The organism is Microcoleus vaginatus PCC 9802 (assembly GCA_022701275.1).
Taxonomy (GTDB): domain Bacteria; phylum Cyanobacteriota; class Cyanobacteriia; order Cyanobacteriales; family Microcoleaceae; genus Microcoleus; species Microcoleus vaginatus_A.
On sequence record CP031740.1, the window covers coordinates 381,962 to 404,246 of the forward strand.

The window sequence follows — 22,285 nt, forward strand, 5'->3', positions numbered from 1 at the left end:
TTTCTTAGAAATTAAAATAAATAAAAGGCGGAACGGTACTTGGCCCCAACATCAAGATAGTATACACGAGCAGCGAAACTAAGACAACTCGAAAGAAAATGTTTTTTAATGACAATAAGGTTTGCAATATTTTCGCGATGCGATCGCCCCACAAGTTGAGCGCGCCAATGACTGCAATTACTAAATACAATTGCCAAAAGTTAAATTGAAAAGTTGCGACGGCTGGATGGACAATTCCTTCAAAAAAACTCACCGCAGTTTCCCAGTTTGGAGTGCCGAAAAATACCCAGCTACAAGTAACAAAACTAAATGTTAGCAACCAACTGCAAAATTTAGCAAATCTGGGAAAGGCATAGTCTAATTTAAAGTGGATAGCTTGGGGGATATCTTTACATAAATGGTTGACAATTAATCCTAAACCGTGAATTGCTCCCCAGAAAATAAAGTTTAAACCTGCGCCGTGCCAAAATCCGCCGATCGCCATTGTTAAAAATAGATTTAGGTACTTTCTCAACTTGCCGTATTTGTTGCCGCCCAAGGGAAAGTAAAGGTAATCCCTCAGCCACTCGGAAAGACTGATGTGCCACCTTTTCCAAAATTCTTGCAGACTGAGCGATCGGTATGGCATATTAAAGTTGGCAATGGGTTGGAAACCCAGCAAACAGGAGATGCCGTTGGCTAAATCTGAATAGCCACTGAAATCTACGTAAATTAAACAGGAATAGGAAATTGCCGCGAGGATTAAATCGATGCTGCTGTACTGCTGGGGGACTTTGAATGGCAAGTCAGTGAAGTTAAACAAAAAGCTGGCTAAAGTATATTTTTTGAAGAGTCCAGACAAAATCAAAACTATAACTTCTTCAATTTGATAGTCGTATTTTTTCGGTGAATTTAGCTGCAAGTAAAATTCGCGAGCTCGCGAGATTGGCCCGGAGGCAATTTGCGGAAAGTAGGTAATGTAGGCGGCATAGTCTATAAATTTTGGACAGGGTATTTTTTGCTGGTAGCAGTCGATTAAATGAGAAATCATTCTAAAAGTGTAGAAAGACACGCCGACGGGGGCGATTATTTGCAACACTGGAAAGCTGGCTGGAATTTGTAGCTGGTTCAGTATCTCAAATAAAGAAGTTACAAAAAAGTTGCAATATTTAAAGATTCCGAGATAGACAATGTTGAAAACTAAGCCGGAGATTAAAGCAATTTTTTTATACTTACTGTTGCAGAGAAACCGGATAGTGATATAGTTATAGGCGGTAGAGAAAACGAGGAGCAAGAGAAAGTCGAAACTCCAAAAGGAATAAAATAATAAACTTGAAACTAACAAGACAATTTTATACAAATCGACTTGGGGTTTCACAGAGACGATCAGGCTAAAAATAATTAGGAAAAAAACTAGAAATTGGTAAGTGGGAAATAGCATAAGTCTCAGCCGATAAAAAATCTTGTTTGTGGCAATATTTTTATAAGTACGGCCAGCCAACCTATCCCGAAGGATATCGCCAGAGTCGGTCTGACCGCACCAAATTTCGGGGTGGATTGCGGAGTGTAAGCTTTTGTAAGAGGTCAATTAGGTCACAACTTCCGCCCTAGTTAACCGCACTCATAAATTCATAATCCTGTTTAAAGATTATGATGGTTGTGAGACGATGTATTAACGGATAACAACAGGAATCCCCTTGATTGCGAGGAACCAACGTGCAGCCAACAGACCCTAGCAAATTTACAGATCAAGCCTGGGAAGCCATTGTCAAATCCCAGGATGTAGCCCGCCGCTTTGCCAATCAGCAGCTAGAGGTTGAACATTTAGCCATCGCCCTTCTCGAACAGCAAGGTCAGGCCAACAGCATTCTCAGCAAAGCTGGAGTCGATGCGCCCCGCTTGGCGCAGCAGTTAGATGCTTTTGCCAAACGACAGCCCAGAGTTGCCAACGCTGACCAACTATACCTCGGTCGCGGCTTAGAAGTTATGTTAGATGTTGCCGAGGCCACCAGGGCGACTTGGCAAGATAATTTTATCGCCGTTGAACATTTATTAATTGGCTTAGTAGAAGATGAACGAGTCGGTCGCAGGTTGCTGACAAAAGGCGACGGCCCGCCGGGCCGCCCCGGTTACGATCGCAAACCCCCAGCCGGTACGCTTGATCGACCCAAACTCGAAGAAGCAATCAAATCTGTCCGGGCCACTACTAAAGCTCAAGAAAAAAATTCCGAAACGGGGAAAGCCAGCCGCAGCAGCGCTAAAGCCCAAGATCAAGATGGCGAAGCTAACTCCGACGCCCTCAGCAAGTACGGCCGCGATTTGACAGAAGCCGCCAAAGCCGGCAAACTCGACCCAGTAATCGGCCGCGACGAGGAAATCCGTCGCGTGGTGCAAGTTCTTTCCCGCCGCCAAAAAAACAATCCGGTGTTAATTGGCGATCCCGGAGTCGGAAAAACTGCGATCGCCGAAGGTTTAGCCCAACGAATTGTCAACGGTGACGTACCGGAATCTTTGAAAAATCGCCAGCTATTTAGCCTCGACATGGGCAGTTTAATTGCTGGGGCAAAATTCCGGGGCGAATTTGAAGAACGATTGCGGTCTGTTCTGCGGGAAGTCATCGATTCCGACGGGCAAATTGTCCTATTTATTGACGAATTGCACACCGTTGTCGGCACTGGCGGCGGTGGCAGTTCCGGTTCGGGAATGGATGCGGGAAATTTGTTAAAACCGATGTTGGCCAGAGGCGAATTGCGCTGCATAGGCGCTACAACTCTCGACGAATTCCGCAAGCATATCGAAAAAGATCCTGCCTTGGAACGCCGGTTTCAACAAGTATTTGTCGGCGAACCCAGCGTTGAAGATACTGTTTCGATTTTGCGCGGATTGAAAGACCGTTACGAACGCCACCACGGGGTAAAAATTACTGATTCGGCCCTGGTAGCTGCTGCAACTCTGTCTTTTCGCTATATTTCCGATCGCTTTTTGCCGGACAAGGCGATCGACCTCGTAGATGAAGCGGCTGCCCACTTGAAAATGGAGATTACTTCTAAACCCGTGGAATTGGAAGGAATCGACCGCCGGGTGATGCAGTTGGAAATGGAAAAATTGTCGATCGAAGGCGAAGGAAAAGGTGCTCTCGCCCCTGGGCTCGGCTTCCGCGTCGAACGCATCACATCTGAGATTGACATCTTAAAAGCTAAGCAAGAAAAATTGTCTTCTCAGTGGTTGGGCGAAAAGCAGTTGTTGGATGCAATCAATAAATTGAAAGCAGAAGAAGACCAATTGCGAGTGCAAATCGAACAAGCAGAAAGGGCTTACGATTTGAATAAAGCCGCACAGTTAAAGTACGGCAAGTTGGAAACTGCGGTGCGCGATCGCGAAGCGAAAGAAGCGGAACTTTTGAAACAGCAAGCTCAAGGTTCTTCCCTGCTGCGCGAAAAAGTTACTGAGGGCGATATTGCGGAAATTGTCGCTAAATGGACGGGCATTCCGGTTAACCGGTTGTTAGAATCCGAACGCCAAAAATTGTTGCAATTGGAAAAACACTTGCACCAAAAAGTCATCGGTCAAGAGGAAGCTGTAACAGCCGTGGCGGCGGCAATTCGGCGCGCTAGGGCGGGCATGAAAGACCCCGGAAGGCCGATCGGCTCTTTCTTGTTTATGGGCCCGACAGGCGTCGGCAAAACTGAGTTAGCGCGGGCGTTGGCGGAGTTTTTGTTTGACAGCGATGATGCGATCGTCCGCATCGATATGTCGGAATACATGGAGAAGCACAGCGTCTCCCGGTTGGTAGGAGCTCCCCCCGGATATGTCGGTTACGACGAAGGCGGACAACTTTCCGAAGCAGTGCGGAGACATCCTTATTCGGTAGTGCTGTTTGACGAAGTGGAAAAAGCGCACCCCGACGTATTTAACATTTTGCTGCAAGTGTTGGATGACGGCAGAATTACCGATTCTCAAGGTCGAGTGGTTGACTTTAGAAATACTGTAATTGTGATGACTAGCAATATCGGCAGCGACCACATTTTAGACGTGTTTACTAAGAAGGAAAAAACCGTCAAAAAACCTGCTACTCGCAAGCAGGAAACGAAAGATTTGTCAAGTCAAAAGACAGATTATAAAGTGGCTGCCGACGGTACTGTTGAGGTGTCGGCCCACCGAGTCGATACTGCCGAGAAGAGTGAAAATGAAAACTTATTGACTCAAGAACGGGAGACAGACCAAGAGTACGAACAGATGTTAAAACGGGTGATGACAGCGCTGCGATCGCACTTCCGGCCCGAATTTCTCAATCGGGTGGACGAGATAATTTTGTTCCACACTTTGAGCAAGATCGAATTGCGGCAAATAGTCAGCATTCAAGTGAAGCGGATCGAGCGTTTGTTGGCAGAGCAAAAAATTACTTTGGAACTGTCGGATGCTGCGAAAAACCATATCACAGATGTCGGTTACGACCCGGTTTACGGCGCTCGTCCCTTGAAACGCGCCATCCAGCGGGAGCTGGAAAACCCGCTGGCCAACAAGATTCTGGAAAATGCGTTTGTGGAGGGAGATACAATTGCGATCGACTGCGAAAATAACACTTTGCAATTTCGCAAAAAAGAATCTCGTCCGGCGCTAGTAGGTAATAGTTTGTAGTTGCGTTAGGAACAGGCTTTCCGGCCTGTTCCACAAACAATTAATTGTCCAGTGGAACAGGCCGCAAAGCCGATTCTTGAAAAGGGTGTCTGCTGTTGCAAAAACCATTAATCTTCTGGTGGAACACGCCGGAAAGCCTGTTGTTGAAAATGGTGAAATATGTCAAGAATTAGACATGGTGCGGCTACCATAGGCATCCATGCTGTAGGCAGGAACGCGAACGCGGTAATCAATTTCTGTTCCCGTCACTGATTTTGCCAGTTGTTCAAAAGATTCATCGTTCCAATTCCGCTCGTGGATGGGCTTTGACTGTTCGCCCAGGAAATATGCTTGAGTGCCAATCACTGAGGCCGCTACCCAACCGACGATTAAAAGAGCGATTACAATAGTCATTTTTGATTTTTCCTTAAGTTTTGTTGCTTTATGTAAACCAATGTAACAATGCTCAGCAATTAACGTCAAGGTAGTGTACTGTCGTGGCAACCGTCCGGCAGGTAGTAAATACCGCACCTTTGAGGGAAGCGGGAGAGGTCCAGAGGGGAAGGAGCCAGAGTATGTAGGGTGGGCACTACCGCGAATCGGTAGTTAGCACCGTACTCGGATTGTGAACTGTATCCTAAATAGCAAAACAGATTGTGGAGATTTTAGGGTTAAGAAATTATAAGTTTTGCGTTAATAAATTACGATTAAAACTCTGCGGCTCGCATGAGGAATTGCGACCAAATTATGAGTTATGATTTATCGGTTTGGATGGGAACTAACAAATCCCAATTACCAAATTTTAAGTACAAATTACCACTGACCAATTATCGCTACAAATCATGCCAAACTCAATGTTAAATAACGACCCCTTGTGGTTCAAAGACGCGATTATTTACGAAGTACCAGTTCGGGCTTTTGCCGACAGCAATGCAGACGGCATCGGCGACTTTAGAGGACTGACAGAAAAACTGGATTACCTGCAAAACTTGGGAGTAACAGCAATTTGGGTACTGCCATTTTTTCCGTCGCCGCTCCGAGACGACGGCTACGATACATCTCACTATACTACCGTCAACCCGATTTACGGCACATTAGAGGACTTTAAAGACCTTTTAGAAGCAGCGCACCAGCGGGGAATTCGAGTCATTATTGAGTTAATTGTTAACCACACTTCCGACCAGCACGCTTGGTTTCAGCGAGCGCGCCGCGCCCCGAAAGGCAGTAACGAAAGAGATTTTTATGTGTGGAACGACACCCCGGAAAAATATCAAGAGGCTCGGATTATTTTCCAAGATTTTGAAACATCTAATTGGGCTTGGGATCCGGTAGCAAAAGCTTATTACTGGCACCGTTTTTATTCCCACCAACCCGATTTGAATTACGACAATCCGGCCGTCCGCCAAGCCATCTTAGATGTGGTAGATTTCTGGTTGGCATTGGGAGTAGACGGACTGCGAATGGATGCGGTGCCTTACCTGTACGAGCGCGAAGGTACTAACTGCGAAAACCTGCCCGAAACTCACGTATTCCTGAAGCAATTGCGGCAGCACGTAGATGAGAAATTCCCGAACCGGATGCTGCTGGCTGAGGCGAATCAGTGGCCGGAGGATGCGGTTGAATATTACGCTGCTGGCGATGAATGTCACATGAACTTTCATTTTCCGCTGATGCCGCGTTTATTTATGGCTTTGCACATGGAAGATAGCTTCCCAATTAGCGACATTCTCCAGCAAACTCCACATATTCCCAATAATTGTCAGTGGGCATTATTTTTGCGGAATCATGATGAATTGACGCTGGAAATGGTGAGCGATGAAGACCGAGATTATATGTATCGGGTTTACGCTCAAGACACTCAGGCGAGAATTAATTTGGGCATCCGCCGCCGCTTGGCTCCTTTGATGGGAAATAACCGCCGCCGCATCGAGTTGATGAATGCTTTGCTGCTGTCTCTTCCGGGTACGCCGGTGCTTTACTACGGCGATGAAATTGGCATGGGAGACAATATCTATTTGGGCGATCGCAACGGGGTGAGAACTCCGATGCAGTGGAGTGGCGATCGCAATGCCGGTTTCAGCCGTGCTAACCCGCAGCGGCTGTACGCACCGCCAATTGTTGACCCTGAATATCACTACGAATCTGTTAACGTGGACGCGCAGCGGGCGAATCCGAGTTCTCTGTGGTGGTGGATGAAACGCCTAATTGCAATTAGGCAGCGCTTCCAAGCATTCGGCCGTGGAACTTGCGAGTTTCTGTACCCGGAAAACCGCAAAGTTTTAGCTTTTGTACGCACTTATCAAGACGAACACATCCTGGTAGTGGCTAATTTGTCACGCTTTGTCCAGACGGCAGAATTAGACCTTGCGCCCTTTAAAGGTGCTGTTCCAGTGGAGATTTTCGGCCGCACGGAGTTTCCTCCAGTTGGCGAGTCGCCTTACTTTTTGTGCTTAAGTCCTCACACTTTTTACTGGTTTACTCTTACTGTTAAACACGAAGATTTTTCGCTGCACGGTGTTCCCACAGACTTGCCTACTTTGGCGGTGATAGGCAATTGGAAAACTGCTTTTGCTACAAGTCAGTTAAGCGATATGCTGCTTAATCTTTTGCCGGTATACCTGCGGCGCAATCGCTGGTTTAGCGGTACAGATCGGACAATTCAATCATTAGAAATAAGTGAGGTTGTACCGATTGAATGTAAAGATAATGCGGGGGAGCAATCTCAAGTTTACATTCTGTTTTTGCAGTTGAATTATACTGAAGGTATGCCGGAAACTTACGTTTTGCCTTTAGGTTGGGAAGAGATGAAAGGCGATGTGGACGATCGGGCGATCGCGCGCCTGCACTTCCCAGAAACCAACAAGGAAATCGGGGTACTATTTGACGCTGCCGGGGACAAAGGTTTTCTGAGCGCGCTGCTGGGGGCGATCGGCAATTCTCGCAGTTACAGAGGTGTTGCAGGTCAACTGGTAGGAATTGCCGACAGTGCATTCAGCTCAGAAGAAGATTTATCCCACCTCGACCCCCACGTGTTCAAAAAAGAACAAAGCAATACATCCGCAGGTTACGGCGACCGCTTCGTCCTGAAAATATTGCGAAAAGTCGAGGAAGGAATCAACCCCGAATTAGAAATCGGACGCTTTTTAACAGAGCGCAACTCGATCCAACACTACGCTCCAATTGCCGGAGCATTGGAATATCACACACCAGCAAAACAAGTCCTTACAGTCGGAATCCTACAAAAATTAATCCCCGACAGCGTAGATGCTTGGTCTTATACATTAGACACACTGCGCGACTATTTCGAGCAAGTAATGACAGTAGAAGCAAAGCATTCGGGCGAGAATTTATCTACTGCCCCCGAAAATTATTTACCGAACGCTTTGACCGGACAAACGCAGCGGCAGCAAAACTCGCTAGTAGCCGATTTATCCCTAGAAATTCCGGCATTAGCTCGGGAACTCATCGGCTCTTACTTAGCATCAGCAGAACTTTTAGGCCAACGGACAGCCGAACTTCACCTCGCTTTAGCTGCTGACACAGAAAATCCCGCTTTTGCCCCAGAAAGCTTCACCTCCTTTTACCAGCGTTCCATCTATCAACACATGAGAAATCTGGCCGGAAGAACTTTGCTGGATCTGAAGAAACGGATGTCTAAACTGCCGCCAGAAATACAAAAATCGGCTCACAAGCTCCTCAACCGCGAAGAGTTGATCATGGAACGTTTCAAGTCTATTTTGAACTTGAGAATCACGGCCGATAGAATTCGGTGTCACGGGGACTTTCATTTCGGGCAAGTTCTTTATACAGGCAAAGACTTTGTAATTATTGATTTCGGAGGAGAACGGAATCGACCGTTAAGCGAGCGGCGGATGAAGAGGTCGCCCCTGCGAGATGTTGCAGGAATGCTGCAATCTATAAGTTACGCTGTTACTTTGGCACTCCGCAATGAAGTAGAAAGTGGCATGATTCGCCCTGAAAATCTCCCGGAGATGGAGCAGTGGGCGAACGTTTGGCACCGCTGGGTCAGCCTCACTTTTCTTAACAGCTATTTGGTAACAGCAGGCGATGCCAATTTCTTGCCCAAATCTATACCGGAACTACAAGTTTTGTTGGATGCTTACATTTTGGAAAAAGCGGTTGGCGAGCTAGCCTACGAACTTAATTACCGCTTGGATTGGGCGGAAATTCCGATGAAGCGGATTCTACAATTGCTGAATTTATAAGGGTGGGTTTATCTATACTCATTAGGGTGCGTGGCTTTTTAGTTACTCAATTAACAGCGAGATGCTGGAGAGTCACGCACCTTACATGACACCAAATCTGCTTTGATAACGATTTTCGGCGAATATAATTCGCTCTTCTACAAACAAATTCCGCGCCCAGCGAGGCTAGAAGAAAAAATGCTAAAAAACTGATTTCCTATTACTTAAAATAAAGAGCGGCTTGATATAAAACTTGTTCTTGATGAGTTAACAAAGTGCAGTCAGAAAGCGGGTAAGCCACACAAGTAACAGCGTAGCCAGCTTGCAATTCTGACGGCTTCAAAAACTTTTGTTCGCTTTGGTCGATTTCACCGTTCAGCAATTTGGCAACGCAAGCAGAACACTCTCCTTGCTTGCATCCATTCGGCAAGCGGATGCCAGCATCTTCTGCGATATCTAAGATATACTGGTCGTCTGGTACTGCGATCGTGCGATCGAGCGCGAGAGCCTCATTCACCAACCGAACTTGATAAACAGCCATTTCCACCTCTTATATTTGGATTGCTGGTATTCAACTAAAATAGATGATTACAACTTACAGAAAAAATCAAAATGTAGGGTGCGGACAGAGGATATGCCACTATACATGATAGCTAAAAAACCCAGTATTTTCAAAACACCGGGTTTTTGAGAAACCACAACTTCGATCGCTATACTAGACAAGCGCTTCTTGATAATCGAGATTTTCATCTAGATAAATAGCTCGAATATCCTCCGGCAAGTTGGATTCTAAACTTTGATATCCTTTTTGCAGCAAAGCCTTTACCTGAGCGGGGGAAATAGCTTCGCCTTCAGCTTGCAAATAAGCTGCAATTCGAGTTTCGCTCCAGCGGAAAGTCTGAGCCATCAACACCACTAAACGCGGCAGCGGCGCTAACAATTCCAAGGCTTGTTTGACGTAACACCACAGCGGAGGCGGAGCCGATTGCAAAGAGTAGTGAATCGACTCAACAGGCGGCAATTCAGCTTGATTTATGCAGACTGCGGTGACATTAATCAGCCAGTTTTGGAGACTGAGATTTCCGCCATCAGACTCTTGGATCTCGCGGCGCAAATCGAGGCCTCGGAGTTCGTGATAGATGTGCAGCCAAGTGTGGGCAAATAGGTAATCGCCTTGTACGGGCGATCGTACGGAATGGCGAATCAGGGAGTGTACAATTTGAGCGTAGCGGCAAAAAATCGCCGTGAAGAAGCGACCCTGATCGGGATGGTTTTGAAACAGAGTCAATAATTCCTGGTCGCTGTGGTGAAACAGGGATTTGACCACAGGATGGTTGAGTTCGGAAAAATTAGGGGTTTGCACAATAGTTATGGAATAGCTTTGAGAATAAATGCTGGTGCAGCCCGATTCTACACGATTTGTCGATCGACATTCCAGAGTTGAGGATCATTTTCTAGCGGTGCGGTGTCCGCAGAGCGGTATTTCTACCATTTTGTCCCTCTTTCAAGATAATATATACTTTTCACTTCGGCGATCTAGCTTTTCACACATCAGAAAAGTTATGAATAACTCTGGCTATATTACTCCCCATAAAAAAGAACCTTCACCGGAACAATGCGTGTCGGTTCATGACGATAAATGAAAAGCGAGGGCTTACTTATATCGTTTTCGGTAGCCTCAGAATGATACCGAGGACACGGGAGTGCCGTGTCCCTACCCGATTAATTGTAGGGGCACGCCACTGCCGTGTCCTGACTGTGGGTAATATTAATTCCGATGCTACCGGAGTTGATATTACTACTATAAATAACCATATCCTCCGCCCCCAGGAGTCTCAATTACAAACACATCCCCCGGCTGCATTTCCACAGTCGCCGTACTCCCCAATTCCTCAACTTTACCATCAACCTTTTCAACATAATTCCGCCCAACTTTCCCCGGTTCCCCCCCATTCAAACCGCAAGGAGAAATCACCCGCCGCCCCGATAAAATTCCCGCCGTCATCGCCTCTCGAAAGCCCACTCGCCGCACAACTCCATTCCCTCCGCGATGAGATCCATTACCGCCACTATGAGCCCGAATTGCAAAACTTTCCAACAACACCGGAAACCGCCATTCTAATACTTCGGGATCGGTTAAACGCGAATTAGTCATGTGAGTTTGCACGGCATCAGTACCGTCAAAATCTGCACCAGCGCCCGAACCGCCGCAAATTGTTTCATAATATTGATAGCGCTGATTTCCAAAGGTAAAATTATTCATAGTTCCCTGAGAAGCCGCCATCACTCCCAACGCACAATACAAAGCATCGGTAATATTCTGCGAGGTTTCCACATTTCCGGCAACTACCGCCGCTGGATAGCGAGGATTCAGCATGCAGCCTTCGGGATTGATGATTTCGAGAGGTTTCAAACAGCCCGCATTGAGAGGAATATCGTCATCAACCAAGGTGCGGAAAACATACAAAACAGCGGCTTTGCACACGGCGGCGGGAGCATTAAAATTGTTGGCTTGTTGAGCTGAAGTGCCAGTAAAATCTATTTTTGCACTGCGCGCAGATTGGTCAATTGTAATCGCTACCTTAATTTGTCCGCCACTATCCATCGGATAAGTAAATTCGCCATCACTCAAAACCTCAATTACCCGCCGCACCGACTCCTCAGCATTGTCTTGTACGAAGCCCATATAAGCTTGCACAGTCTCTAATCCATAATGTTCTACCATCTTGCTCAGCTCTTCTGCGCCGCGCTTGTTAGCAGCAATTTGTGCTTGCAAATCTGCTATATTTTGAGCGGAATTGCGAACCGGAAAAATTCCCACTGTCAGAAGTTCTAGTAATTGTTTTTCTCTAAAAATTCCCTCGCTTACTAGCTGAAAATTATCTAGCAATACACCTTCTTCGGTTACTGTTGTACTGTTAGGAGGCATGGAACCGGGAGTGATGCCGCCGATGTCCGCGTGGTGTCCCCGCGAGGCTACATAAAACAAAGGAAGGGAGGAATCACGAGCAAATACTGGAGTAATAACGGTGATATCTGGTAAGTGTGTGCCGCCGTTGTAGGGATTGTTAGAAACATAAACAGCGCCCGGTTGAATCGCATCGCCTTGTGCTAAAATTAAAGCTTCAACGCTTTCGCTCATCGAGCCCAGATGTACGGGAATGTGCGGCGCGTTGGCAACTAATTGCCCGTTTTTGTCGAAAATTGCACAGGAAAAGTCGAGGCGTTCCTTGATGTTGACTGAGGAACTTGTGTTTTGCAATGTGACACCCATTTGTTCGGCGATCGCCCGAAACAAATTATTAAAAATTTCCAGCAAAACTGGATCGGATTTAACCGCCGATAAACCCGAATGAACGCGGATATTATCTGCCTCTATCTGCGTGCATCGGCGGTTCAAAATTAAATCATTATTTTCGGTGATTTCCGCTTCCCAGCCCGGTTCTATGATATTGGTTCCCGTTGCCTCAACAATCATAGCAGGGCCGCTAATGCAGTCGTGCGATCGCAAATCTTCTCTCTGATAAACAGGCGTTTCCCGCCACCCGCCAGCAACATAGGTTTGCACCGTTGAAATTGGTTGCACAGGCAAGATGCCCGTGCCACCAGAGGGGGAAATTGTGGATGCTTCCGGCACATCCATTCTTTCTACAACTTCCACCGAAACCGCTTCCACAATCAGCGGTTTTTCTGGCATAATAAAACTGTAACGCTGTCGGTGGGCTGCTTCAAATTCAGCCTGCATGACCTCAATATTGTCAGCAAAATCTACCGCCAAAACCGAGTCACTTCCCTGATATTTTAAGCGCAGCTTCCTAATAACTAAAACCTCTGACTCTTTCTCTGTGTCCTCTGCGCCTCGGCGGTTCAATTCCCTCTTTCCATCAGCCTCCAATGCAGTTAAAATATGATGCAAATCAGCTAATAATTCTGCATTTAAGTGTTGCTCGATCGCCCTTTCGCGAATAGCCCGCACATCAGCCAAACCCATACCGTAAGCGGACAACACACCCGCATAAGGGTGAATAAATACCCGTTTCATCCCCAAAGCATCCGCGATCGCACAAGCGTGTTGGCCGCCCGCACCGCCGAAACAGCACAATGTATACTCCGAAACATCGTAACCGCGCTGAAGCGAGATTTTTTTAACGGCATTTGCCATCTTTTCCACAGCGATCGCCAAAAAACCCTCCGCCACCTGTTCCGCCGTCCTCTCGCCCCCAATTTCCCCCGCTAGTTGCCCAAATTTTTGCTTTACTACGTCAGGGGCGATCGGCAAATCTCCATTCAATCCAAATACTTTCGGGAAAAAATCCGGTTGAATTTTACCCAACATCACATTGCAATCAGTCACCGTCAAGGGGCCGCCTTTGCGATAGCAAGCGGGCCCAGGATTGGCCCCTGCAGACTCCGGCCCGACGCGGTAGCGAGCCCCGTCAAAAAAGACAATTGAACCGCCGCCGGCTGCTACAGTGTGAATTGCCATCACGGGCGATCGCAATCTCACCCCAGCAATTTCCGTCTCAAATTCGCGTTCGTATTCGCCGTTAAAATGGGCAACATCTGTCGAAGTTCCGCCCATATCAAAGGTAATAATTTTATCAAAACCTGCCTTTTTGCTCGTTTGAACTGCACCGACAATTCCCCCAGCAGGCCCGGATAAAATACTGTTTTTTCCTTGAAATTGTGCCGCATCCACTAAGCCGCCGTTCGACTGCATAAACATTAATTTAGGGGGCGGGCACGGGGAGGGCGGGCACGGGGACACCGCCCCTACAGGAGATAACTGACTGGTTACTTGTTCGACGTATCGACGTAAAATCGGAGATAAATAAGCATCGACAACCGCAGTATCTCCCCGCGAAACTAATTTCATCAGCGGGCTAACTTCGTGAGATACTGAAATTTGAGTAAAGCCAATTTTTTTGGCTATTTTAGCAACTTGTTTTTCATGTTCCGAGTAGCGGTAGCCGTGCATGAATACGATCGCACAACTGCGAATTCCCTCATCGTATGCTTGCTGCAAAGACGGGATAAACTCAGGATTGACAGCAGTTAACTCCTCACCTTGAGCGCTGTAGCGTTCTGCAACTTCAATAACTCGATCGTACAGCATCTGGGGCAAAACAATGTGACGCGCGAAAATATTGGGGCGGTTTTGATAGCCAATTCTCAGCGCATCGCGGAAACCTTTGGTGATTAACAGAATTGTGCGATCGCCCTTTCGTTCCAGCAAAGCATTTGTCGCCACCGTCGTCCCCATTTTAATCGCTTCAATTTCGGCGGCGGGTATCGCTGCGTCGGCGGGAATTCCCAAAATGTCGCGAATTCCTTGGACTGCGGCGTCGGTGTAGCGTTCCGGGTTTTCCGACAGCAGCTTGTGAATGACTAATTTACCGTCGGGGCGCTGGGCGACAATATCGGTAAAAGTACCGCCGCGATCGATCCAGAATTGCCAGCGAGTGCGATCGGGATAAGTAGGATTCATATCTCTTTTTTTTGATATTTTTGCTTGATTAATTTACAATTATTGACCCAAATTCTGTTCGAGTCAATTCATAAAACTCATAACTTTGGCTCATAAAAGTCATAATTTCTGGTCGCTCAAACTACCAGGCGATCGCTCGCGTTAATTATAGATGTCGAATGCCCTTGACTAACCCCTGACAAACACCAGCCAGAAAATCCAAATCCAAAGTCTCAATCCTATCACTTTCTCGATGATAATGCGGATTTCGCATATTAGCAGTATCAGTCACCATGATAGCCGGATAACCATTATCCCAAAAAGGAACATGATCGCTGCGGCGAGTATCCGGCACAATTAAACCTCGATTCGGCACCGGCAGCCACTCGCAGGGCTGACCTGATTTGCGAATTTTGCCACTCAAATTAATCAAATCGGGAACAGTCCGCAAATTGCCAATTAAAGCAATAAAAATACCACTATTTGGATAAAAATATTTCAAGCCAGCGGGATAGTTTTGAGAATTAGGATTAGGGTTGCAATAACCCAACATTTCCAAAGAAATCATTAACCGGATTGACTCTTGCTGTTGCTTGTATTTAGCTGCATGATGACTGCTTCCCAAATAACCGTATTCTTCCATATCGAAGGCGACTAATTGCACTGGATATTTGAGCGGCCCAGATGCGATATCCCTTGCGAGTTCCAGCAAAACAGCAACACCAGTAGCATTATCATCGGCGCCAGGTGATCCGGGTACAGTATCGTAATGAGCACCAATTACGATCGGCGGCAACCGCTTCTTACTCGCCTTTTCGGAGGGGGGTAAATCTAAAATCAAATTGTGATGAATTCGCCCGCGCACCGCAAAATCGTCAATTTCTACACTTCCCCACTGGGCCAACTCTTCGCGGATGTATTGCTGAGCATAAAAATGCCCTTGGGATGCGAGGTATGGGTTGCGATCGCGTACAATCTGAATCAGATGGCTGTGCAGGCGTTCCTTGAGATTCATGCGATCGGAGATACAATGAGTACACTAAGATTATATGGGATTGAATTATGATTGGAGAAGTCAGAATCGAAAATTATAAGTCCATTCAAAAGCTGAAGCTAGAATTAGGACGAGTCACCGTATTGATCGGTGAAAATGGCTGCGGCAAGAGCAATATTCTAGAGGCGATCGCCCTTGCTTCTGCGGCGGCTGATGACAAGCTGGATAACGAGTTTTTAGCTTCTCGGGGCATCAGAGTTACAGAACCTCAATTGATGCGATCGGCTTTTGAAATTGACAATTTGATTAAAGATATCAAAATTGAGTTAAGAGGGAATGAGGTACAACCATTCAGTTGTATTTTACAAAATGATAATTCTCCCTATTCTCAGTGGGTTAGGAAAAATTTTTTGGGTGATCTTGAAACCTTTCTAAAAAGTGCTGTTAAGAGTGTTGTTGACAAATACGGTGGGGAAGAAAAACTCCGGTCTATTTTATTAGAAGAAAAAAGGGACTTCTCACAACAAGAACTATCAAGATTGACCAAAGAGTTGCACTCATTTTCGCTGATAATTTCCCTCACTAATTTTATAATTTATTCTCCTGAAAACCAAGCCTTAAGAACTTTTGAAAAAGAAGGTCAAATTCAACCATTAGGCATTAATGGAGAAGGTTTGTTTAAGATTTTAAAATTTTTGAGTTCAGATAACCAGCAGCAGCTTAATGAAATTAAAAAAAAGCTGCAACTGATAGATTGGTTTCAAGATTTTGAAGCTCCTCCAAATTTATCAAATATTCAAAGCTCTCTCCAAATTAAAGATAGATACTTAGACCATGATTTAAGTTACTTTGACCAAAGAAGTTCTAATGAAGGCTTTTTATTTTTGCTTTTTTACTTCGCTTTATTTATTAGCGATCTCACGCCTAAATTTTTTGCAATAGATAACATTGATGCTTCTCTAAACCCCAGATTGTGTCGCAGATTAATGCAAGAATTAGTCGAATTAGCAAAAAAACACGACAAACAAGTTATATTCACAACCCACAACCCGGCTGTTTTGGACGGTTTAGATTTAGATGATGACGAACAGCGACTGTTTGTCATTTATCGTAACCAATTAGGACATACTAAAGCTAGACGGATTCTCAAACCTAAAACTATCGACGGACAGGAACCTGTTAAATTATCAGAGGCTTTTTTGAGGGGCTATATCGGAGGACTTCCTAAGAATTTTTAATATGACTAATTTTGGATTAATTACAGAGGGATTAACTGACCAGATTGTTATTGAAAGTATTTTAGCAGGATATTTCAATAACCCAGATATAGATATTAGACCGCTTCAACCAGAAAGAAATAAAGATGATGAGAATAAATCTCATAACTATGGAGGTTGGAGTCAAGTTTTTGCTTACTGCGAGTCAAATAATTTTAAGGAAGCATTTCAATTTATCGATTATATTATTATCCAAATAGATACTGATGTTTCAGAAGATTATCATATCGCCCACCAAGATGAAAAGGGTGAGTTTACTCCTCAGCAGTTGATTGCAAAAGTTATTGAGAAATTTAGAGACGGGATTGGTGAGGATTTTTACAACACCAATCAACAGAAGATAATTTTTGCAATATCTGTACATTCTATTGAGTGTTGGTTGCTCCCACTGTATTATACAGATAAACAGAAAAAAGCTAAATGCAAAAACTGTCTTAATACGTTAAATTATGAGCTTTCCAAGCAACAAAAATTTACAATTGACCAGAATGCTAAAAATCCTGAATATTATCGAGAGATTGCCAAACAATATGGCAAGCATAAAGTTTTAATGAAGCATTACCAAGATAATCCTAGTCTGAAAATTTTTATAGAAGAGATTGAGAGTAGAAATATTCAAATTATTGAAGAGGATGACTGGTAACGATCCAGATTTTCATGTCGTATAATAGAGACAAAACTTAGGAGATTACTATGCAGCCATACAAACTGAGAGGTAAAATCGATGCAACTGGCAACTTGGTAGTTTGGGAATCCGTGGATATGCCACCCGGAGATGTCGAAATCATCGTTTGGCCAGTGGCTGATGCGGTTACACTAGCTAGCGAGTCGAAAAGTGCGATATCTGAGACACCTCAGACAAAATTTAAAACGAAGGTGAGAGCATTTCAAGCTTTGTTTGAGCGAGATGCTGTACCGGAACCGCTGGATTTTGACGATCCAGACAAACAAGCAAAATGGGAATATTTGAAGGAGAAACATAACTTGTGAAAGTCCTCATAGACACCAATGTGATAGTAGATGTTGCGCTTGAGCGAGAACCTTTCTATGCTGAGAGCGATCGCATTTTAACTTTTGTTGAAGAAGGCCAAATTCAAGGCTATGTTTCTGCCTCAACTTTTAGCGACCTTTACTATATCCTTCGCCGAGACAAAGGTCGCGATTGGACACTTGAGTTTTTGCGGCAGTTAGCCACATTTTGTCAAGTAGCAACAGTAGATAACTCTGTTATTTCAATTGCATTAACTTGCAACTTCAAGGATTTTGAAGATGCGATTCAGTACAGCACTGCTGTCATCAATCTAATTGATGCCATTGTCACCCGCAACCCGCGATATTTTCCGGTTACTACTCCTAGGATTGTAACTCCAAATCAGTTAATCCTTGAATTAACTGATTCTCCCTAAATTTCTCAAAGCGCTAAACTTCTGATTCCAATTCGCTAACCCGCAACTGCACGGGTAATTCTCCAGAATTTAACTCAGACCACTCTAACAATCCTGTTGCTTCAACTTCTGCACTCGCTTCACCGTGCCGCATTTTGTTCAATTTCTCAGCCAAAGTATCCCGCTGATTAATCAAATAAATACTAACCAAAGTCAGCCCCACCCCCATCGATTGCAGCGGATTCAGCACTTCCCCCAAGAACAAATTGCCGAACAGCAAAGCAAAAACAGGCGTAAGAAAGGTAAGAGAACTTAAACTTGTTAGACTGCCACTCGAAGCAAAATAAAAGAATAAACCGTAGGCGATCGCACTTCCGAACACGGTAGAATAACCTAACGCCATCCAGCCGGAAAAATCAATATTCACAAACTGTTCGGACTCAGTTGCAGCCGAAATTGCCAACAGCGGCAAACCGCCCAAAATCATGTGCCAACCAGTCGCCACCACCGGGTCAACATAGCGGCAAACCCAGCGCACCAAAACCGTACCCACAGCCATCGACAAAGCAGCCAATAGCATCAACCATTCTCCACCCTGAAACAACTGTTCGATACCCCCAGAAACCTGCCTGTTTTCAGGATGAAAAAGCCCCACAATCCAGCCATCCGGCAACCCGATCAAACTGATGCCGACTACGCCAATCACTAATCCCAACCAGCCCCAAAAACCAATTTTTTCTTGAAACAGCCACAAACACAAAATCGCCACAGCTAGCGGTTGAGAATCAATCATCACGGAACCCAAACCCGCACCGGTTCTCGCCAAACCTTCAGCTAAAAAGCCTTGAAACAAAGTAGCGTCAACCAAAGCAAACAGCGAAATCCACAGCCAAGCTTTCCAACCCTGCGGCTGTGGCTTTCCCATGAATGCCGCCGCCAGGAGCACCAACGCACCCGCAGGTATCAAACGCACGACGGCCACAAACAGCGGCGTTGTGTGTGGCATCACCCCCTTCATCGCTACCATCGCGGTTCCCCACAGGAAAAACGGCGCAATTAGCAACAGCGGGGCAAAAGGCAATTTTGAATCGGTAAGTTTTAACTGCATGGCGGAGACTCCAAATAATTGATGAGAGTGGCTCTCATGAGAATGATGTAGATTTGTTAAGCAATTTTTACAATTATATATCGCTGTTGAGTTAAATTCGATCGCACCAACCTCGGCAATTATGAACAGGCAAGATGCCTGTTCCACAACAAAATCAAGGTGGGACAGGCATCTTGCCTGTTGCCGCCATTATGAACAGGCATCTTGCCTGTTCCACACAATCAAGACTTTTCTTGTGCAACAGGCATCTTGCCTGTTGCGAACACAGGCACAACATCTACCCCGATGAATAAGGCACACTATAAGAAGTTAGCTACAAAAATCCGTAACATTGCCTGTACACTGCCCATGATTTGGCCATTCAAGCCCCGCTACCGCAAACAAATCGCCCGTATCGAAATCACCGGAGCCATTGCCGGAGAAACCCGTAAACGAGTCCTAGAAGCTCTCAAAACCGTTGAAGAACGCAAATTTCCCGCCTTGCTGCTGCGGATAGACAGCCCCGGCGGCACTGTCGGCGATTCCCAGGAAATTTACAGCGCACTCAAGCGTCTGCGCGAAAAAGTCAAAATTGTTGCCAGTTTTGGCAATATTTCAGCTTCTGGCGGAGTTTACATCGGCATGGGAGCCGAGCATATCGTTGCTAATCCCGGTACAATTACCGGCAGCATTGGCGTGATTATCCGGGGCAACAATCTAGAACGGCTGTTAGAAAAAGTAGGCGTTTCTTTTCAGGTGATTAAATCGGGGCCGTATAAAGATATCTTGGCATTCGATCGAGAATTGACCGATCCTGAACAGCAAATTCTGCAAGACTTGATCGACACCAGCTACCAGCAATTCGTGGAAACCGTTGCCGAAGCCCGGAAATTGGCTGTTGATAAAGTGAAAAGTTTTGCCGACGGTCGGGTTTTTACCGGCCAGCAAGCCTTAGAATTGGGTTTGGTCGATCGACTGGGAACAGAAGAGGACGCCCGCCGCCTTGCCGCGGAACTCGCAGGGCTCGACCCGGAAAAAACCGAGTCTTGCACGCTAGAAAAACAAAAACCTTTCCTAAATCGCGTCTTGGGGAGTAGTCTGGATATATCCGGGCTTTCAGCTTACAATAATTTGCTGGAATTCGAGCTTTCTACTAGCGGTTTGCCGCTGTGGATGTATCGCCCGTGATTAAATAAATTAGTCATTGGTCAGGAGTCAGTAGTCATTAGTTACCCCCTGAATGATTGGGCGATTGAAATGTGTTGACCTCAAACTCCAATGTGGCGCTTCGCCCGTCATAAGCGCTTCGCGCTGGCTTCGCCTACGAGTTCGAGGTCAAACTACACAAACGAAGTCCACTCAAGCGGGGACTAAGAAATAAAGTGGGTATTTAAACCTAATTTAGTATGACTGATGACTAATAACTAATGACTAATGACTAATGACTAATAACAAAAATATGGAGGAAATTTGCGTGGAGTGGCAAGTGCGGGGTATTCGTGGGGCAACAACTGCCAGCGAGAATTCGGTGGAAGCAATTCGAGAAGCGGTGAGAGAATTGTTAGATGAATTAGAAGCAAAAAATGATATAAATCCAGAATTAATTATTAGTGCTACGTTTTCTGCAACTCGTGATTTAGATGCTGTGTTTCCGGCCGCGATCGCCCGCGAACGTCCTCACTGGTGTAATGTTCCTTTGTTGGACGTACAACAAATGCACGTTGAGGGTGCTTTGGAACGCTGCATCCGGTTTTTAATTCACGTCAATTGGCCGGCACATACTGAAATTTATCATCCTTATTTGCGGGGAGCTCAAAATTTGCGCCCCGATAGGAATTTAGCGGTGGCGGTGGCTGGGGAAAAATAATAGATTCACTTTGGGCTTGATTTAAAAGTTAACTCACCATTACAGGTGGGTTTATTTTTTACGGGACTTGATACAGTACAAAACCTGCCCTGGGGATATATGGTTAAAAGCTTTTATAAAAAAAACCCGGTTTCTTTGAGAAGCCGGGTTTTTTGTCAATTAGACGCTTTCTTGTGATGCAGCCTAATCCCTAAAAAGATGTCATATATAAAATTCCAAAAGTCCTTTTTCCCTTCCAATATTCCCAAACTTTGAGGGGAACCTTTCTCATCCAACAGCGGCTTCACAGCCTCATAAGCAGGCTTGTAATTGTACCAAGGAATGGAAGGCCACAAGTGATGAATTAGATGATAATTCTGCCCCAAAATCAAGATATTTAGAATAGGACTAGGATATACTCTGGCATTTTTCCAACGATCGCGATCGTGAAACGGACGGTGCGGCAAATAATCAAAAAATAACCCCAATGCCAATCCCACCACCATAGCGGGAGAAAACCAAAAATTCAGCACGTAACCTAAATGGTCGTACTGAATCGAGATATACACGATCGTGATCACAAACGAACGGCTGAGAAACCATTCCAATAATTCGTATTTCCGCCACAGTTTGCGCTTAAAAAAGAAAATCTCGTGGTAAAAAAACCTCGCAGCAATCAACCACAAAGGCCCGCCCGTCGAAACATAATGGTCTGGATCGTTATCTGGGTCATTAACGTGGGCGTGATGCTGCATATGTACCCGCGTAAACACCGGGAAAGCAAAACCCAACATCAGCGCGCTACCGTGTCCCAAAATAGCATTGATCGTGCGATCGCGATGGGCTGCATTATGAGACGCATCGTGAATCACAGTTCCAGCCATGTGCAACGCCAACACGTTCAGCGAAAAACAGCACCACTGCGGCCATCCCCAACACCAGAAACCCAAGTTAGAAATCACGAGAATCGCTACTGCACTCAAAAATAGCAGCAGTGTCGGATTGAAGTCACCGGGAGGACTCAGAAACTCTTTCGGCACTGTCAGCGGCCGTCCTGCCTCCGACATCTTTGTTAAGACTCCTTAATATTTCACACTTGCGTAGTATAAGATACAAGCCAGACAATAGTAAAGTTTTGTCAGGAACCTCAGCCTAAAGGCATGAAAGAACAGAGTCCGATCGCCAAACACAAGCGTCTGCACAAACAGCAAAGTATGGCTGTTGTACAGGGATACCAGTCCTAGATTAGCCAAAAGATCTCAGCAGAAGAAACAAAATCAATGGGTATGTCTGTATTTATGTCAAGCCTGAGAGCGGAAAAATTTGCAAAAAAGGGCGCTCCCCAAGAAAAGATTACCGATCGGTAAAAAGTCAGATATTCTATATATTGTTCAATACCTGCTTTTTTGACGACTATCAAAATTTTTA

18 protein-coding genes are annotated in these 22,285 nt (G+C 45.5%); 9 read left to right on the plus strand and 9 right to left on the minus strand.

Annotation, left to right across the window (positions count from 1 at the left end; translation table 11 throughout):
* Positions 1-4: 4 nt before the first annotated feature.
* Positions 5-1,420 (minus strand): MBOAT family protein, encoded by a 1,416-nt coding sequence (locus D0A34_01610; protein ID UNU17726.1) that lies wholly within the window; start codon positions 1,418-1,420, stop codon positions 5-7.
* Between the two features lie 275 nt (positions 1,421-1,695).
* On the opposite strand from D0A34_01610, the gene D0A34_01615 reads away from it, so the two are divergent.
* The gene (locus tag D0A34_01615) at positions 1,696-4,617 is read left to right on the plus strand and encodes an AAA family ATPase (protein UNU17727.1); all 2,922 of its coding nucleotides are present in this window, start codon (positions 1,696-1,698) and stop codon (positions 4,615-4,617) included.
* A 162-nt stretch (positions 4,618-4,779) separates the two neighbouring features.
* Here the strand turns inward: D0A34_01615 and D0A34_01620 are convergent, their stop codons facing one another.
* Positions 4,780-5,010 carry a hypothetical protein gene (locus tag D0A34_01620; protein UNU17728.1) on the minus strand — a complete coding sequence of 77 codons (231 nt, stop codon included), beginning with the start codon at positions 5,008-5,010 and terminating at the stop codon, positions 4,780-4,782.
* 428 nt (positions 5,011-5,438) lie between these two features.
* Between D0A34_01620 and treS the strand changes: the two genes are divergently transcribed.
* The gene (gene treS, locus D0A34_01625) at positions 5,439-8,822 is read left to right on the plus strand and encodes a maltose alpha-D-glucosyltransferase (protein ID UNU17729.1); all 3,384 of its coding nucleotides are present in this window, start codon (positions 5,439-5,441) and stop codon (positions 8,820-8,822) included.
* Positions 8,823-9,021: 199 nt separating this feature from the next.
* Here treS and D0A34_01630 read toward each other — a convergent pair whose 3' ends face one another.
* Both D0A34_01630 and D0A34_01635 read right to left on the minus strand, forming a co-directional pair.
* Positions 9,022-9,342, minus strand: coding sequence for a ferredoxin (locus D0A34_01630; GenBank protein UNU17730.1), 321 nt, complete (start codon positions 9,340-9,342; stop codon positions 9,022-9,024).
* A 174-nt stretch (positions 9,343-9,516) separates the two neighbouring features.
* Complete coding sequence (locus D0A34_01635; protein UNU17731.1) at positions 9,517-10,164, minus strand: sigma-70 family RNA polymerase sigma factor; 648 nt, start codon at positions 10,162-10,164, stop codon at positions 9,517-9,519.
* Positions 10,165-10,192: 28 nt separating this feature from the next.
* Between D0A34_01635 and D0A34_01640 the strand changes: the two genes are divergently transcribed.
* Positions 10,193-10,444, plus strand: a complete 252-nt coding sequence (locus tag D0A34_01640) for a hypothetical protein (GenBank protein UNU17732.1) — start codon at positions 10,193-10,195, stop codon at positions 10,442-10,444.
* Between the two features lie 158 nt (positions 10,445-10,602).
* On the opposite strand, the gene D0A34_01645 is transcribed toward D0A34_01640, so the two are convergent.
* Positions 10,603-14,289 (minus strand): 5-oxoprolinase, encoded by a 3,687-nt coding sequence (locus tag D0A34_01645; protein ID UNU17733.1) that lies wholly within the window; start codon positions 14,287-14,289, stop codon positions 10,603-10,605.
* A gap of 145 nt (positions 14,290-14,434) precedes the next feature.
* Positions 14,435-15,283: a peptidase M28 gene (locus D0A34_01650; GenBank protein ID UNU17734.1), complete on the minus strand. Its 849-nt coding sequence runs from the start codon at positions 15,281-15,283 to the stop codon at positions 14,435-14,437.
* A gap of 47 nt (positions 15,284-15,330) precedes the next feature.
* Between D0A34_01650 and D0A34_01655 the strand changes: the two genes are divergently transcribed.
* The 4 genes from D0A34_01655 to D0A34_01670 are packed head-to-tail and all read left to right on the plus strand — an operon-like array spanning position 15,331 to position 17,945.
* On the plus strand, positions 15,331-16,500 hold the full coding sequence (locus D0A34_01655; GenBank protein ID UNU17735.1) for an ATP-binding cassette domain-containing protein: 1,170 nt from the start codon (positions 15,331-15,333) through the stop codon (positions 16,498-16,500).
* A 1-nt stretch (position 16,501) separates the two neighbouring features.
* Positions 16,502-17,182 carry a phage tail protein gene (locus tag D0A34_01660; protein UNU17736.1) on the plus strand — a complete coding sequence of 227 codons (681 nt, stop codon included), beginning with the start codon at positions 16,502-16,504 and terminating at the stop codon, positions 17,180-17,182.
* A 50-nt stretch (positions 17,183-17,232) separates the two neighbouring features.
* Positions 17,233-17,529: a hypothetical protein gene (locus D0A34_01665; GenBank protein ID UNU17737.1), complete on the plus strand. Its 297-nt coding sequence runs from the start codon at positions 17,233-17,235 to the stop codon at positions 17,527-17,529.
* Positions 17,526-17,945: a PIN domain-containing protein gene (locus tag D0A34_01670; protein ID UNU17738.1), complete on the plus strand. Its 420-nt coding sequence runs from the start codon at positions 17,526-17,528 to the stop codon at positions 17,943-17,945. The genes D0A34_01665 and D0A34_01670 overlap by 4 nt, the downstream gene beginning before the upstream one ends.
* Positions 17,946-17,958: 13 nt before the next feature.
* Here the strand turns inward: D0A34_01670 and D0A34_01675 are convergent, their stop codons facing one another.
* Entirely contained in the window at positions 17,959-19,032 is a 1,074-nt protein-coding gene (locus D0A34_01675) for a DMT family transporter (GenBank protein UNU17739.1), read from the minus strand.
* 348 nt (positions 19,033-19,380) lie between these two features.
* Here D0A34_01675 and sppA point away from each other — a divergent pair, with 348 nt between their 5' ends.
* Both sppA and aroH read left to right on the plus strand, forming a co-directional pair.
* Positions 19,381-20,199, plus strand: a complete 819-nt coding sequence (gene sppA / locus D0A34_01680) for a signal peptide peptidase SppA (protein UNU17740.1) — start codon at positions 19,381-19,383, stop codon at positions 20,197-20,199.
* Positions 20,200-20,470: 271 nt separating this feature from the next.
* Entirely contained in the window at positions 20,471-20,878 is a 408-nt protein-coding gene (gene aroH / locus D0A34_01685; GenBank protein ID UNU17741.1) for a chorismate mutase, read from the plus strand.
* A 155-nt stretch (positions 20,879-21,033) separates the two neighbouring features.
* Here the strand turns inward: aroH and D0A34_01690 are convergent, their stop codons facing one another.
* Complete coding sequence (locus tag D0A34_01690; GenBank protein UNU17742.1) at positions 21,034-21,924, minus strand: beta-carotene hydroxylase; 891 nt, start codon at positions 21,922-21,924, stop codon at positions 21,034-21,036.
* Between the two features lie 173 nt (positions 21,925-22,097).
* Positions 22,098-22,277 carry a hypothetical protein gene (locus D0A34_01695; GenBank protein UNU17743.1) on the minus strand — a complete coding sequence of 60 codons (180 nt, stop codon included), beginning with the start codon at positions 22,275-22,277 and terminating at the stop codon, positions 22,098-22,100.
* Positions 22,278-22,285: the final 8 nt, after the last annotated feature.

Coding starts and splice junctions, on each gene's coding strand:
- D0A34_01655 (UNU17735.1), top strand. CDS start 15,331: ATGATTGGAGAAGTCAGAATCGAAAATTATAAGTCCATTCAAAAGCTG.
- D0A34_01650 (UNU17734.1), bottom strand. CDS start 15,283: ATGAATCTCAAGGAACGCCTGCACAGCCATCTGATTCAGATTGTACGC.
- D0A34_01610 (UNU17726.1), bottom strand. CDS start 1,420: ATGCTATTTCCCACTTACCAATTTCTAGTTTTTTTCCTAATTATTTTT.
- treS (UNU17729.1), top strand. CDS start 5,439: ATGCCAAACTCAATGTTAAATAACGACCCCTTGTGGTTCAAAGACGCG.
- aroH (UNU17741.1), top strand. CDS start 20,471: ATGGAGGAAATTTGCGTGGAGTGGCAAGTGCGGGGTATTCGTGGGGCA.
- D0A34_01640 (UNU17732.1), top strand. CDS start 10,193: ATGCTGGTGCAGCCCGATTCTACACGATTTGTCGATCGACATTCCAGA.
- sppA (UNU17740.1), top strand. CDS start 19,381: ATGATTTGGCCATTCAAGCCCCGCTACCGCAAACAAATCGCCCGTATC.
- D0A34_01675 (UNU17739.1), bottom strand. CDS start 19,032: ATGCAGTTAAAACTTACCGATTCAAAATTGCCTTTTGCCCCGCTGTTG.
- D0A34_01630 (UNU17730.1), bottom strand. CDS start 9,342: ATGGCTGTTTATCAAGTTCGGTTGGTGAATGAGGCTCTCGCGCTCGAT.
- D0A34_01645 (UNU17733.1), bottom strand. CDS start 14,289: ATGAATCCTACTTATCCCGATCGCACTCGCTGGCAATTCTGGATCGAT.
- D0A34_01660 (UNU17736.1), top strand. CDS start 16,502: ATGACTAATTTTGGATTAATTACAGAGGGATTAACTGACCAGATTGTT.
- D0A34_01690 (UNU17742.1), bottom strand. CDS start 21,924: ATGTCGGAGGCAGGACGGCCGCTGACAGTGCCGAAAGAGTTTCTGAGT.
- D0A34_01665 (UNU17737.1), top strand. CDS start 17,233: ATGCAGCCATACAAACTGAGAGGTAAAATCGATGCAACTGGCAACTTG.
- D0A34_01620 (UNU17728.1), bottom strand. CDS start 5,010: ATGACTATTGTAATCGCTCTTTTAATCGTCGGTTGGGTAGCGGCCTCA.